Annotated in this window: 14 protein-coding genes; 9 read left to right on the top strand and 5 right to left on the bottom strand. The window is 65.1% G+C overall.

What is annotated here, in order from left to right; translation table 11 throughout:
• Positions 1–35: 35 nt before the first annotated feature.
• Positions 36–1079 carry a patatin-like phospholipase family protein gene (locus tag KSS90_RS09225; protein ID WP_217869101.1) on the bottom strand — a complete coding sequence of 348 codons (1044 nt, stop codon included), beginning with the start codon at positions 1077–1079 and terminating at the stop codon, positions 36–38.
• 159 nt (positions 1080–1238) lie between these two features.
• Here KSS90_RS09225 and KSS90_RS09230 point away from each other — a divergent pair, with 159 nt between their 5' ends.
• The 3 genes from KSS90_RS09230 (at position 1239) to KSS90_RS09240 (ending at position 3180) form a co-directional block, all read left to right on the top strand.
• On the top strand, positions 1239–1517 hold the full coding sequence (locus KSS90_RS09230; protein ID WP_217869102.1) for a hypothetical protein: 279 nt from the start codon (positions 1239–1241) through the stop codon (positions 1515–1517).
• A gap of 14 nt (positions 1518–1531) precedes the next feature.
• Positions 1532–2299 (top strand): CHAD domain-containing protein, encoded by a 768-nt coding sequence (locus KSS90_RS09235; protein ID WP_217869103.1) that lies wholly within the window; start codon positions 1532–1534, stop codon positions 2297–2299.
• An 83-nt stretch (positions 2300–2382) separates the two neighbouring features.
• Positions 2383–3180 (top strand): acyl-CoA thioesterase, encoded by a 798-nt coding sequence (locus KSS90_RS09240; protein ID WP_217869104.1) that lies wholly within the window; start codon positions 2383–2385, stop codon positions 3178–3180.
• Between the two features lie 91 nt (positions 3181–3271).
• Here KSS90_RS09240 and KSS90_RS09245 read toward each other — a convergent pair whose 3' ends face one another.
• The 3 genes from KSS90_RS09245 to KSS90_RS09255 form a co-directional block, all read right to left on the bottom strand.
• On the bottom strand, positions 3272–3640 hold the full coding sequence (locus KSS90_RS09245) for an Mpo1-like protein (protein ID WP_217869105.1): 369 nt from the start codon (positions 3638–3640) through the stop codon (positions 3272–3274).
• A gap of 91 nt (positions 3641–3731) precedes the next feature.
• Entirely contained in the window at positions 3732–5210 is a 1479-nt protein-coding gene (locus KSS90_RS09250; RefSeq protein ID WP_217869106.1) for a methyl-accepting chemotaxis protein, read from the bottom strand.
• A gap of 86 nt (positions 5211–5296) precedes the next feature.
• Entirely contained in the window at positions 5297–6103 is an 807-nt protein-coding gene (locus KSS90_RS09255; protein WP_217869107.1) for a TatD family hydrolase, read from the bottom strand.
• 158 nt (positions 6104–6261) lie between these two features.
• On the opposite strand from KSS90_RS09255, the gene KSS90_RS09260 reads away from it, so the two are divergent.
• The 4 genes from KSS90_RS09260 to greB all read left to right on the top strand — a co-directional run bounded on the left by KSS90_RS09260 (position 6262) and on the right by greB (position 9326).
• Positions 6262–7668 (top strand): MltF family protein, encoded by a 1407-nt coding sequence (locus KSS90_RS09260; RefSeq protein ID WP_217869108.1) that lies wholly within the window; start codon positions 6262–6264, stop codon positions 7666–7668.
• A gap of 112 nt (positions 7669–7780) precedes the next feature.
• On the top strand, positions 7781–8215 hold the full coding sequence (locus KSS90_RS09265; protein ID WP_217869109.1) for a DoxX family protein: 435 nt from the start codon (positions 7781–7783) through the stop codon (positions 8213–8215).
• Between the two features lie 227 nt (positions 8216–8442).
• Positions 8443–8751 carry a hypothetical protein gene (locus KSS90_RS09270; RefSeq protein WP_217869110.1) on the top strand — a complete coding sequence of 103 codons (309 nt, stop codon included), beginning with the start codon at positions 8443–8445 and terminating at the stop codon, positions 8749–8751.
• A gap of 89 nt (positions 8752–8840) precedes the next feature.
• Entirely contained in the window at positions 8841–9326 is a 486-nt protein-coding gene (greB, locus tag KSS90_RS09275) for a transcription elongation factor GreB (RefSeq protein WP_217869111.1), read from the top strand.
• Here the strand turns inward: greB and pdxR are convergent.
• Positions 9302–10762, bottom strand: coding sequence for a MocR-like pyridoxine biosynthesis transcription factor PdxR (pdxR, locus tag KSS90_RS09280; protein WP_217869112.1), 1461 nt, complete (start codon positions 10760–10762; stop codon positions 9302–9304). The genes greB and pdxR overlap by 25 nt on opposite strands.
• A 175-nt stretch (positions 10763–10937) precedes the next feature.
• Between pdxR and KSS90_RS09285 the strand changes: the two genes are divergently transcribed.
• Together KSS90_RS09285 and KSS90_RS09290 are read left to right on the top strand one after the other, a co-directional pair.
• Positions 10938–12476: an FAD/NAD(P)-binding protein gene (locus tag KSS90_RS09285; RefSeq protein ID WP_217869113.1), complete on the top strand. Its 1539-nt coding sequence runs from the start codon at positions 10938–10940 to the stop codon at positions 12474–12476.
• Positions 12473–13675 (top strand): MFS transporter, encoded by a 1203-nt coding sequence (locus KSS90_RS09290; protein WP_217869114.1) that lies wholly within the window; start codon positions 12473–12475, stop codon positions 13673–13675. Before KSS90_RS09285 ends, KSS90_RS09290 begins: the two co-directional genes overlap by 4 nt.
• The last annotated feature ends 1 nt before the right edge of the window (position 13676 follow it).

Below are 13676 nucleotides of genomic sequence, written 5' to 3' on the forward strand. Positions count from 1 at the left end.
TCGTTTTTGTGCTTGATGGCGCCATCGCGATGGCCTCAGGAGCGCCGGACCCCCTCATGATTGTCCAGCGTGTCCCGGGCAATCTCCCGCCCCAGGGCGATCAGCTCCGGCGCCTTGTAGAACTCGAAGAAGCGGCATACCCGCTTGGGAACGTTGATCAGCACATCCGGCGGATACCCGGCGATCTTGTACTGCGCCAATGATGTCTGCATCACTTCGAAGCTCTGGTTGATCAGATCCAGTAAGGATGCCGGGCCGACGTTGTCGACGATGAACGAGCCGGTGGCCGATTTCGGTGCCCCCTCGCTCTGCGGTGCGGCAGCCGGTTGCTGGTTCTCGGGGGCGGCGCTTTCGCCGAGCCAGGGGTTAGGGCTGGCCAGCCCCTCGGCAGTGATTTCCTGTTCCAGGCGGATCAGTTGCTCGGCCGGCTTGCGGCGAAACGGCAGGCGCGAGCCGAGCGAACTGATCAAGGCATCGAAGCGCATCTTGAACGCCGCCGGGCGCTCGATGACCGGCAGTTGGTACTGTTTCTGGTTGGTAGCGTTGAGGTTGACGGCGATGATCAGGTCGCAGTGGCTGGACACCACCGGTACGATCGGCAGCGGATTGAGAATGCCGCCATCGACCAGCATGCGGTTGCCTTGCACGACCGGGGTGAACAGGCTGGGGATGGCCGCCGACGCACGCATGGCCTGGTGCAGGCAGCCCTCCTGGAACCAAATTTCCTGCTGGTTGGTCAGGTCGGTGGCGACCGCAGTGTAGGGAATGCGTAACTGCTCGATATTGATTTCACCGACGATCTTGCGGATCTGGCCAAACACCTTGTCGCCGCGGATGGCGCCGAGGCGAAAGCTGACATCGACCAGGCGCAGCACGTCCAGGTAGTCCAGGCTCTCGATCCAGCTGCGGTACTCGTCGAGCTTGCCGGCAGCATAGATGCCGCCGATGACTGCGCCCATGGAGCAGCCCGCAATGCAGGCAATCTCGTAACCGCGCCGTTCGATCTCTTCGATCACTCCGATGTGCGCGTACCCCCGGGCGCCGCCGGAGCCCAGCACCAATGCCACGCGTTTGCCCATGACCTGTTCCCCCCGCAACTGTGCCACCATGGTCCAACAATGCACCCATTGCCACCTGTGCTTCAATGTAGCCCGTGCTGGACTACGCTGAGCAGGGCACTTTTCGTTTGCTTTGCCGTCGAACGGCCACCTTAGTTTTTCACCCTCGAGGTATTACCGATGAAAGCCTGGATCACCCTTCCTCTGATGGCCCTGGCCCTGGCCGGCTGCGCGGGCAAGACGGCCTATCGCGACAGTTGCGCGACCCAGCTCGATGCCGCCTGGAAGGAACTGGACCTGGCCAAGGCCGAAGGCTTTGCCGGCACCGTGAGCTATTCCAAGGCGTTGTCGCTGCTGACCGGTGCCAAGACCCAGCAGCAATTCGAAGGCTTCGAAGGTTGCACCCGCAAGGCCGAGAAGGCGCGTTTCTACATTCGTGAGTCCCGCGCCGGGCGTTGAGTGAGGAGCGTCACATGCCGAGCATGATCGACCATGTGGTTTCCAGGGTCTTGGCTGTGCAGGTGGCGATACTGGCCTGTCGCGAGCGCCTCGCCGTCGACACCGACAGCGAGGCGCTGCACGACCTGCGCACCACCCTGCGCCGGTTGCGCAGTCTGTTGCGGCCCTTGCGTGACTTGCCGGGTGTCGAGCAACTGGAGCAGGCGGCGCAGTCACTGGGTACGCTCACCACGCCGTTGCGAGATCGTGAAGTGCTGGCCGCGCAACTGCTCGGGCGTGGTCATGTGCAGGCCGGCGAGCGCCGCCAGGAGGGAAGGGCGCGGACCTACGCTGGTGTCGCGGCCAGTGCCCAGCTCGCTCGGGTGCTGGCGATTCTTGATGCCTTCCCGGTGTTTTTGCGTGCTGCCGAGCGTGAAGGGTTGGTGCAAGGCCTGCGCAGGCGCATCGACAAGCGCTTGGAGAAGCAATGGCGCAAGCTGGCCAGAGCGCTGGATGATCCGGCCCATGATCGGCATCGTCTGCGCCTGCTGATCAAGCGCGTTCGCTATGGGGACGAGGCCTACCCCCAACTCGAGCATGCCAGCAGGAAGCTGCAGCGTCTGTTGAAGAAGGCGCAAGGCGATCTTGGCGACTGGCATGACCGCGTGCAGTGGTTGCTGCAGGTGCGTGAGCACAGCGACCTGGCGGGCTGCAAGGTGGCCTGGGAGCATGAGCTGCATGCTGCCGAGGGGCGCTCGGATCTGACTCTCGAGGCATTGCAAAAAGCCCTGGCGCGCCGTTAGTCCCGGCAAATGACCGAAATGCGGGCTGTGGCTGGCGTGATCGCTGGTTACTATCGGTTCTTTTCGCGCAGGAGCCCTGGCACATGAACTTCACAGAATTGCTGACAGCCGCGCGCGCTCACCCCGAGGCGGTCAGCGTGCCGGCTGGCTGGGCCCAGGGGCGGGCGGTGTTCGGCGGCCTGATGGCGGCGATGATGCACGAAGCGATGCGCCAGAAGCTCGGCGACAACCGCCCGGTGCGTTCGCTGGCCATCACCTTCGTCGGCCCGGCGGCGCCGGATGTGCCGATCAGCCTGGAGGTGGAGGTGCTGCGCGAGGGCAAGGCAGTCAGTACCTTGCTCGGACGCGCCATGCAGGATGGCCAGGTGGTGACCCTGGTGCAGGGCAGTTTCGGTGCCGGTCGTCCTTCCGTGGTGGCGGTCGAGGCGCCAGCCGCGATGCAGATGAAGCCGCTGCAGGAGGCGGCACCGGAGCTGCCCTTCATCAAGGGCATTACACCGGAGTTCATGCAGCACGTGGCGTTTCGCTGGGCGGTGGGCGGCCTTCCGTTCAGTGGCAACGACTCGCGCCATATGGGCGGGTGGGTACGCCTGCGTGATGTCGCCGAGGGCCCTGTGGAGGTGGCGCACCTGCTGGCACTGGTCGATGCCTGGCCGCCGAGCCTGCTGCCCTATCTCAAGCAACCTGCCGCAGGCAGCACGTTGACCTGGACCATCGAATTCGTGCAGCCCACGCCGACGCTGTCGACGCTCGACTGGTGCCGCTATGTCGTCGAGACCGAGTATGCCCGGGATGGCTATGGGCATGCGGCCGCTGCGTTGTGGACGGCCGAAGGGGAGTTGCTGGCGTTGAGCCGGCAGACGGTGACCGTATTCGCCTGAGGCATCTTCATCAAGTCAATTGCGGGGCAAGCCCGCTCCCACGCCGTTCAATGGCGCTTGTGGGAGTGGGCTTGCCCCGCGATGTTTTCGGTCAGTGGCGATGCTTGTGCCGCTCGCGCCAGGCCCGCCACCAGGCACCGCTCAGCACGAAGCGCGGGAAGGTGATGAACTGTTCGGTGAGCAGGCGTTGCATGGCGTCCCTGCGATCAGTGAAGGGCTCGGGTTGTTCGGCTTCCAGGCGATGCCCCTGGCGTTGCAGGCCGAGCCCGGCGACCAACGCGATGACGCCCACGGCGATCTGCGACAGGTCCAGCGCGAACAGCCCCGACAACACCAGCAGCGCGCCCAGGATGAACAGCGGCACGGCGATCAAATGCAGCACCAGGTTGGTGGGATGGCGGTGATTGTGGTGGTAGCCGCGCCATTGCCAGGCGGGCAGGTTGGGCAGTCGTTTGCTCATGGACGGATCCTCAGGGGCCTGTCCAAAGCTTAGTGCGGCCCCCGAGCGGGGGCCAATCGAGGCTGGCTATGGCGACCATAGCCAGTGAGGGTCAGAGCTTGAGCTGGCCGATGGCCTTGTTCAGCTCGCCAGCGAGAGTCGCCAGCTCACTGCTGGTGGTGGCCGAACCCACGGTCTGCTGCACGGTCTCTTCGGTCACGTCGCGGATGCTGACGACGGCGCGGTTCATCTCCTCGGCTACCTGGCTCTGCTGCTCGGCGGCCACGGCGATCTGGGTGTTGCTTTCGCGCATCTGCGCCACCGCGCTGGTGATCTCGGCCAGGGCCTCGCCGGCCTCGCGCGCCTGCTTGACGCAATCGTCGGCCTTGTACGAGCTTTCCTGCATGAAATCCACTGCGTCGCGGGTGCCGGCCTGCAGGTCGGCGACCATGGTGGTGATTTCGTCGGTGGAGGTCTGCACGCGCTTGGCCAGGTTGCGCACTTCGTCGGCGACCACGGCGAAGCCGCGGCCCAGATCGCCGGCCCGGGCGGCCTCGATGGCGGCGTTGAGGGCAAGCAGGTTGGTTTGTTCGGCGATGCTGTGGATGACCCCCACCACGCCATTGATCTTCTGGCTGTCGTCAGCCAGTTGGCGGATCATCTCGGCAGTCTGCTGCACACCGCTGGACAGCCCGGCAATCGAGTCCTGCACGCGGCTGACCACGGCCTGGCCGCTGCCGGCCAGGGTGTCGGCGGTCTGCGACAGGTCGCGGGTGGCGCCGGCGTGCTGGGCGATATGATGCACCGTGGCGGTCATCTCGTTGATCGCGGTGGCCGCCTGGTCGGTCTCGCTCTGCTGGCCGATCATGCCGTGGCGCACCTCGTCCATGCTGCCGGCCAGGCGCGCGGCGCCGGAGTCCAGCTGCGCGGCGGTGCGCGCCACGGTGCTGACCACGCGGTGGTAGGTAGTCTGCATGGCGTTGAAGGCCCCAGCCATCTGCCCGACCTCGTCGCCGCAGGCCAGCGGCACTCGGGCCGAGAGGTCGCCGGTCTTCTCCACATGCAGCATCACGTCTTTGAGGGTGTTGAGCTGGCTGAGCAGGAAGCGGATCAGCAGCTGCGAGGCGCACAGCATCGCCAGCATCAGGATCAGCACGCACACGGCGTAGTTGCTGAAACGGTCGAAATAGACCTGGCGCAGGCTTGGCGACTGGGCGATCACGGCGAGTTGTTGGTCGTCCCGACGCAGTACCTGGGCGCCGCGCAGTGGGTTGTCGCCAAGGAGCCAGGCTCCAGGCAGCTCGACCCAGCCCTGGCCATCGCGCAGGGCCTCGAGGGGTTCACCGGCGAATTGCGGAGTCTGGCCATTGCGCCAGGTGATCAGGTTGGCCTGGGTGGGCAGGGCCTGCCCGGCGGGCCAGGCCGCCAGCAGTTCAGCCTGGGCTTGAGCTTGCGCCTGGGCGCCGCTGGCGCGTGCCTGCTGCTCCAGGTATACCGCGTAGAGCACCAGCATCAGTGTGGTGACGAAGGCCACCGCATTGACGGCCCAGAACTTGTATTTAAGGGAAACGTTGCTAAGCCAGGCACCCATGGAAGGTCTTCTCTGAATTGGCGGAAACATTATTGGCAAGGTGCCATCATTGTGCCCGCCAAGGCCAGGGCCCTCGTTGATATGTGTCAAGAAATCTCGGGCAGAGCGAAGAACGTGCGGGCGCAGGCGCTGGTGTGGGCGGCGGTGTGCTGCACCGTTTCACCGCGGTGCAGCGCCACCTCGCGCAGCACCTCTGGCAGGAACGCAGGTTCGTTGCGACCGTTCTTCGGCTTGGGCCTGAGGCTTCGCGGCAGCAGATAGGGGGCATCGCTTTCCAGCATCAGGCGGCCTTGGGGGATGTTGCCGACCAGAGCATGCAGGTGGGTGCCACGGCGTTCGTCGCAGATCCAGCCGGTGATGCCGATATGCAGGTCCATGTCCAGGTAGGCGAACAGCGCCTCGCGCTCACCGGTGAAGCAATGCACCACTGCGGCGCTCAGGTGGTCACGGTAGTCCTTGAGGATCGCCAGCAGGCGTTCACTGGCCTCGCGCTCGTGGATGAATACCGGCAGGCGCAACTCGACAGCCAGCGCCAACTGCGCCTCAAAGGCCGTTTCCTGGGCGGGGCGCGGGGAAAAGTCGCGGTTGAAGTCCAGGCCACATTCGCCCACTGCCACGGCCCGTGGCTGGGCAAGCAGTTCGCGCAGTTGGCGTTCGCTGGCGTTGGTCCAGTGGCTGGCGTCATGAGGGTGTACGCCGGCGGTGCAGAACAGGCGCTGGCCGGGTTCGTCCAGTTGCTGGCACAGTTCCAGCGCCTCGGTGCTGACATCCAGGCTGGTGCCGGTGACGACCATCTGCGCCACGCCGGCTTGCACGGCACGCTCGACGACGGCCGCCTGCTGGTCGCGGAAACTGCTGTTGGTCAGGTTGACGCCGATATCGATCAGTTGCATGGTGCTACCTCGTGCCGCGGGGCGGCCAGCATAGCAAAAACCGGGATGTCGAGAAAAAACCAAGAACTTCAAACGTTTGCCGTGGTCTGTTGCGGTCATTTATCACCGATCGATCACAGCACATGGTGCCCGCCAACCGCTCTCGGACCCTTATCCCCATGTTGCGAACCTTTTTGACTTGCCTGTTGCTGTCCGGACTGCTGGCCGCCGGGCCGGTAGCTGCCGGCGAAGCCGGGCCGCAGCAGCATGTGCCGGCCAGCCAGGCGCGTGACCTGGCGCAGATCCGCGCGAGCAAGGTGTTGCGGGTGCTGGTCAACCAGAGCCGCAACAGCTCTGGCGAGGTAAAGGGTGAACCGGTCGGGATCGAGTACTACCGCCTGCGTGCCCTGGAGCACGCCCTCAATGCCCGGGTCGCCGACGGCCAGGAAATCACCCTGCAGATCATTCCCCGGGCCAAGGAACAGTTGCTCGCCGCGCTGCAGCGCGGCGAGGGCGATCTTGCCGCGCCCGGTGAGTTGCTCGACCCTGGCGTGGTGCGTGGTATCGATGCCAGTGCCCCGGTCCTCGACCAGGTTCCCCTGCAACTGGTCGGGCGCAAGGGCGAGCGCGGCTACAACCGCGCCGAGCAGTTGTCCGGGCGCACCATCGCCCTGACCACCGCCAGTGCGGCGGGGCCGGCGATCGAGGCGATCAACCAGCAGCTGGCGCTGCGCAAGCGAGCACCGATCAAGGTGGAGTGGGTCGACCCAACGCTGGCGGTGGAGGATGTGCTGGAGATGGTCCAGGCCGGCATCTACCCGCTGACCGTGGTGGAGCGTCCGATCGCCCAGCGCTGGGCGCGAGTGATGCCGCGCCTGCGGGTCGACAGCAAGCTGCAGTTGGCTACACCCCAGGCCATGCGCTGGTATCTGCGCAAGGATGCGCCGATGTTGCGCACGGCGGTGGACCGCTTCCTGGCCACCTACCGCGCGCCCGACAACCAGGACGCGGCGTTCGAGCGCATCTATCGGCGTCAGTACCGGGTACACAATCCATTGGCCCGCCAGGACCGCCAACGTCTGGCCTCGTTGCGCCCGGTGCTGCAGAAGCATGGCAGCGACCAGCAATTCGACTGGCTCAACCTGGCCGCCCTGGCGTTCAAGGAGTCCACCCTCGATCCCAAGGCGCGCGGCACCGGCGGTGCCCACGGGCTGATGCAGATCACGCCGTCGGCGGCCCAGCGGGTAGGCGTGAGCAACACTGCCACGGTGGATGGCAACGTCCAGGCCAGCGCCCGCTACCTGGCGCTGATCCGCCGCAAGTTCTTCGCCAGCCCCCAGCTCAACGAGCGCGAGCGCATGGCGTTCATCCTGGCCGCCTACAATCTCGGGCCGGAGCGGGTTCAGGCCATGCGCGCCGAAGCCCGGCGGCGCGGGCTCAATGGCAACCAGTGGTTCTTCCAGACCGAGCGCATCGCCATGGAGCAGGTGGGTATGGGGCCGGTGAACTTCGTCAACAGCGTCAACAAGTACTACCTCGCGTTCAACCGCGAGCGCGCCTCCCTGGAGCGGGTGGCCAAGCGTTAATTAAATCTAATTATCCGATATGTTTTACGCGATTATTGCGATTTTCTTATTTGATGATTTGATTATGATGGCGCCCATCCAACACACACCTGCTCAAACAAGGAAGCACCTCATGAACAACTCCCTGAAAGCACTTTTCAGCACCCACGCCGGTTATGGCCTGAGCGTCGTGCGCATCCTGGTCGGCGTCATCTTCATGGCCCACGGCGCGCAGAAACTCTTCGGCCTGTTCGGTGGCTACGGCCTGGAAGGCACCGGCCAGTGGATGGAAAGCATCGGCCTGGCTCCGGGCTACCTCATGGCCCTGCTGTCCGGTAGCGCCGAGTTCTTTGGCGGCCTGGCGCTGGTGGTCGGCCTTTTGGCCCGCCCGGCTGCGCTGGCGCTAAGCGTGACCCTGGTCGTGGCGATCTTCTCGGTGCATATCGGCAACGGGCTGTTCATGTCCAACAACGGTTATGAATTCGCCCTGGCGCTGCTGGCCGGTACCGTGGCGGTGCTGATCGAAGGCGCGGGCCGCCTGTCGCTGGACCGACTGATCGCACGCTGAAATAAAGCTGCAAGCTTCACGCCTCAAGCTGCAAGTGGTCAAAGTGATCGACTTGCAGCTTGTAACTTGCGGCGTGTCCCTCTAGCATACCGATTGCGCCGATTTAAACAGCTACTTGCGGGGCGCAGGAGAGGCCCCGGCGGGTCTTCCGAAATACCGCTAAAGCGCTGGTTCGGTGACGCCTCCCACCGCTGCCCAGCGGGAACAGCGAGGCGGAGAGACACTCCATGAGTTGCCCACGTACCAGTGTTTGTTTGACCCCCCTGGCCAAGAACCAGGTTTCCCGAACCCCGCGCATTCTGCTCGGCGGCGAGCATCAACCCACGCTTTTGCGCAATCTCGACGGTTTCTCCCGGCGCAAGGGCCAGGCCTGTGCCTTCCTCATCCAGTTCTCCGACAGCTGTGACCGGCTCGACCAGTACGGTGACGACCGCTTCGACCTGGCGGTGATCCAAGCCCCCGCAGCGCAGGATGCCGACGAGGTCATCGGCCAGCTCACCCGCATCGCCCGCCAGGGGCTGATCACCCGCCGTTGAGCGGCGTGTCGCGGCCAGGCGTTTTTCGTTAAGCTCGGTCTCTCGGTGGGCGCCTTGCGCCTGCTGTGGATGCGCTGAGGAGACAGTCGTTGAGCACCAACATCATCACCACCGAAGGCCACGCAGCCCTGAAAAAGGAGCTCGATCATCTGTGGCGGGTCTATCGCCCGGAAATCACCCAGAAGGTCACCTGGGCCGCCTCGCTGGGCGACCGCAGCGAGAACGCCGACTACCAGTACAACAAGAAGCTGCTGCGCGAGATCGACCGCCGCGTGCGTTACCTGCGCAAGCGCCTGGAAGACGTCAAGGTGGTCGAGTACTCGCCCCAGCAAGAGGGCAAAGTATTCTTCGGCGCCTGGGTGGACATCGAGAACGACGACGGCGAGCAGTTGCGCTTTCGCATCGTCGGCTATGACGAGATCCACGGACGCAACGACTACATCTCCATCGACTCGCCCATGGCCCGGGCGTTGCTCAAGAAGGAGGAGGGCGACGAGGTAGTGGTGCATACGCCCACGGGGGAGGCGACCTGGTACGTCAACCGCATCAGCTATCTGGGCAGTGATGCCCGATAGACCTCTACCAGCACCTGTGCCGCTGCTTCGATTTGCTCATCGGTGAGCGCTGCATAACCGATCAGCACGCCGGCGGGCCAGGTGTGCTTGCGGCAGAACAGGCCGATTGGCTGCAACACCAGCCCGCGTTGCCGGGCTCGCTCGCAGAACGCCTGCTCACTGACGCCGTCGGGCAACCAAAGGACGAAGTGCAGGCCGGATTGCTCGCCGCTTACGGTCATGCCTGGCTCTGCCGCGAGACGCTCGAGCAGCAGGTCCCGGCGGCGTTGGTAGGTCTGCCTGGCAATGCGCAGGTGCCGTTCATAGTGGCCATGCACCAGGTACTGGCGCACCGTCCGCTGGGCGATGATCCCCGGCGTCTGTCCCGTTGCCGCCAGCCAGTCGATGAACCGTGCGCGCAAGGTTCGCGGCACCACCGCGAAGCCCAGCCTCAGCCCGCTGAACAAGGTCTTGTTGAAGCTGCCGCAGAACAGCACCCGGTCTTGCTGGTCGAGCGCCTTGATCGCCGGCAGGGGCGCGCAGGCATAGTTGTATTCGCTGTCATAGTCATCCTCGACGATGTAGGCATCGCGGGCCTGCGCCCAGGCCAGCAGCGCCTGGCGTCGCTGGACGCTCATGCAGATGCCCAGTGGAGCCTGGTGCGCAGGAGTGGTATGCACTGCGCGGACGTTGTCGTGCCTGGCCAGTTGTTCGGCATCCAGGCCTGCCTGGTCGACGGCGACGCAGATCACCCGCCTGCCGGTCTGTTCGAACATGCGTGCGGCCCAGGAGTAGCCCGGGTCCTCCAGGGCGATGGCGTCGTCCTTTTCCAGCCACTGGCTGATGAAGTGCAGCGTGTGGCGAATGCCCTGGGTCACGACGATATCCTCGACGTCGCACTCGATGCCGCGGTAAAGGCGGATGTGCGTCGCGATAGCCTTGCGCAGCGACGCATCGCCCGCGTGCGGAGCACTCTCGGTGATCGCGGCAAGGGCATCGGCGGCCAGTTGCAGGTGACGCTGTTCGAGTAATGTCGGGTCGGCCAGTCGGGCGATGAACGGGACGCCCGTCTGCAGTCGGACCTCGGGCATGGAGGCAGGGCTGGCGCAAGGCACGGGCTCGCGGGGACACGGGAGCGTGGCCAGGCCTTGGTCGTTGGCCGCGATCAGCGTGTCGGGACGCAGCGGTGCGACCACCGAGCCCGCGCCTTGTCGGCGCAGGATGCAGCCTTCCAGAGCGAGTTGCTCGAAAACCAGCTCGACGGTGCCCCGCGCCACCCCCCAGCGCTGGGCGAGGGTGCGGGTGGAGGGCAGACGTGTGCCGGGCGCCAGATGGCCACAGGCGAGCAGATCTTGCAGGAAGGCATAGAGCAGTTGGTGCTTGCGGGCCGACGGTTTGGCGGACAGTTCGAACGGCAGGGCAAGGTCAAGGGCAAGGGGTTGTTTGCCTCTGGCCATAAGTGGTCCACATGCAGAAGGGCTTAATGGACCTTCATGGTATCCAGCGCAGTCCCTAAGCTCAACGCACGTAACAATTTGTTGCGGTGCGCAAAGAAGCGCGCCCGGTTCTGCTGCGCGTGCGTTTCGGGCGCAGACGGAACCGGTATTCATTCTTTGAAGGAGTCAACGAGTCATGACGGTTCTGCAGTTGTTGCCTGTCCCATCGGTGTCGCAGCGCGGCCACGCGTCGCTGCGAGTCGCGATCATCGGTGGGGGGGCGACGGCGATCACGCTGATAGACGCCATCGAACTGCATGCGCGCAAAGAGGGGCTGGATGTGGCGATCACGGTGTACGAAGCCGATCCACGCATCGGCCCGGGCAGGGCCTACCAGCACGATGGCGATTACGGCCTGCTCAACCGTCAGGCGTGTTTCATGTCGATCAAGCGCCAGGATCCCGGGCACTTCGTCGACTGGCTCAAGGCGCACCATGGCGAGGAACTGGCCAGCCAGGAATTCCTGCCGCGACGCTACTTTGGTCAGTACCTGTCGGAGTGCTTCGCCCAGCAGCTTGGCAATGCGCGCCGGCGGGGGCAGCCGATCCAGGTGGTCGCGGCCAGGGCAACGAGCCTGTCGGTGACCGCCGAGGGGGTATTGGTGGGCACTGCCGGAGGCCCGGCGCGCAGCTTCGACCGCGTCGCGGTGTGTATCGGTACCGCAGAACCCCATGATCTGTTCGGCCTTGGTTGCATGCCTCGCTACATTGGCAACCCCTACCCGATGTGGACCCGCTTTGCCGGCATCGGCAGTCACGATCACGTGGCGATCATCGGCACCAGTCTGTCGGCGGTGGACGCCGTGCTGGCCCTCGCCGCGCAAGGCCATCAGGGCCCGATCAGCATGCTGTCGAGAAATGGTTTGCTGCCCGCCGTGCGGATGCCACACCACGATTTCCAGTACCGGGTCCTGAGCCCCGAGCTGATGGCCGGCAAACGCGATGTGGCCGGCAATATCGCCTGGCAGGACTGGCTGCGGATCGTCGCGGACGAATTGCGCGCCCAGGGTGTGGACATGGACGGCTTGAGCGAGGAGCTGGCGCCCGTGCAGTGCGCCAGGGCGCGCCTGGTTCGGCACCTCGCGGCGGCGCAGGCGGGCGCGAAGTGGCTGCCGGTGCTGGTGGACATGAGCAAGGACTACATCGAGCAGGCTTGGGACAGCCTCAGCGATGCCGACCGACGCGCCTATCTGGGCAATCACCATTGCGTGTTCATGAGTCTGTGCAACCCGATGCCGCCGCAGACCGCGGCCAAGTTGCTGCAGTTGCTCGAGTCGGGTCAGCTTTCCATCCGGGGTGGCCTCGAAACGGTACAGCCGGTGGATGAACGCAGCTTCAGGCTGATGCACGGTGGCGGCACGGAGCAGGTGGATTGGGTAATCAACGCCACCCGTTCCGAGACCGGCGGAATCGGCAAGGTTGGCGAGGCGCTGGTCGGCGCCATGGTCGGCAACGGCGTGGCCCAGATGCACCCGTTCGGTGGCATCAAGGTTGAGTTCGGGTCACACCGGGTCATCGACCGCTACGGTCAGCCGAGCAGCCAGCTCTTCGCACTGGGTCAGTTGGCATCGGGCAATCACTACTACACCAGTTCGCTGCCGATGATCAGCCGCCAGATCGAGCGCCTTTTGCCCGCGTTGCTGGCCCCGCACTACGAACAGGTGAAGCTGGCATGAGTGTACCGAGCGGGAGGCCCTGGTTGACCCTGGCGTTGTTGAGCGCCGCCATGGTGCCGCAGGTCGGGCTGGGCGTGATGGTGCCGGCATCGGCGCGGTTGGCCCAGGATCTCCATGTGGGGGTGGCGAGCGTGCAGAACACGCTCGTGGTGTACATGGTCGGCTATGCCGTCTCGGTGATCATGGCCGGGCTGCTTTCCGATCGATTCGGCCCCAGGGCCGTGCAACTGGGCGGCTTGGTGCTGGCGATGGTCGGCGCCTTGCTGGCGGCCAGTGCCGAGGGGTTCACCCTGTTCATCCTTGGCCGCCTGTTGCAATCGCTCGGTGGCTGCGTCAGTACCGTGACCACGCGGCTGGTCGTCAGGGAGGTCTATCCCGAAGCGCAGCGTCTGCCGATTCTCAGCATCCTGGCCTCGGCCATTGCCGTCACGCCTTGCGTGGTGCCACTGCTGGCCGGGGCAGTCCTGCCGGAGCTGGGGTGGCGCGGGGTGTTGCTGTGTGCCGGCGCCTTCAACCTGCTGGTGTTGCTGGTATTTGTCGCCCTGACCAGGCCGATGTCGAGTGGCGGGCAGCCGATCGGCTCGCTGGGCGACATCTGGCGCGTGTACCGACGCAACATGGGCAACCCTGACTATCGGCGCAATGCGGCCTGTATCAGTCTGGTGTGGATGAGCTACTTCGCGCTCCTGTCGTCGTCGTCCCATGCCTTCCAGCAGGTGCTGGGCTTCAGTGAGCTGGAGTATGGCGCGCTAATTGGTGCCTGCGCCTGCGGCTATGTGGCGGGCAGTACCACCGCCCGGCGCCTGAGCCAGACCCACGACCTCGACGCGCTGCTGGCGCTCGCCGCGATGATCGGGCTGGGCGGTTGCATCGGCCTGTCTCTGGGGCTGCTGCTGGTGGGGCCGGGGATGCTGGTGTTCCTGCTGCCGATGATTGCGCTGCTGGTCTGTACCGGCATGGTCATTCCGATCACGCAGGCGGGATTGTTGCGTTGCGTCAGCCAGGACGTCGGCTTGTCGTCGGGGCAGTTCTTCTTTCTGCAGATGATGGCCGGCGCCCTGTACTCGCTGTTCCTCAGCTGTATCCCGCCGCTGGACCTGAACCACCTGGCGATCGCCGTCGCTGCCCCGGTGGTGCTCATGGCCGGGGTGGTGGGCCGGCTGCGCCTGCGCGGCCGCCTGCAGGCCAGCCAGCCCTGAG

Source organism: Pseudomonas maumuensis (genome assembly GCF_019139675.1).
Taxonomy (GTDB): domain Bacteria; phylum Pseudomonadota; class Gammaproteobacteria; order Pseudomonadales; family Pseudomonadaceae; genus Aquipseudomonas; species Aquipseudomonas maumuensis.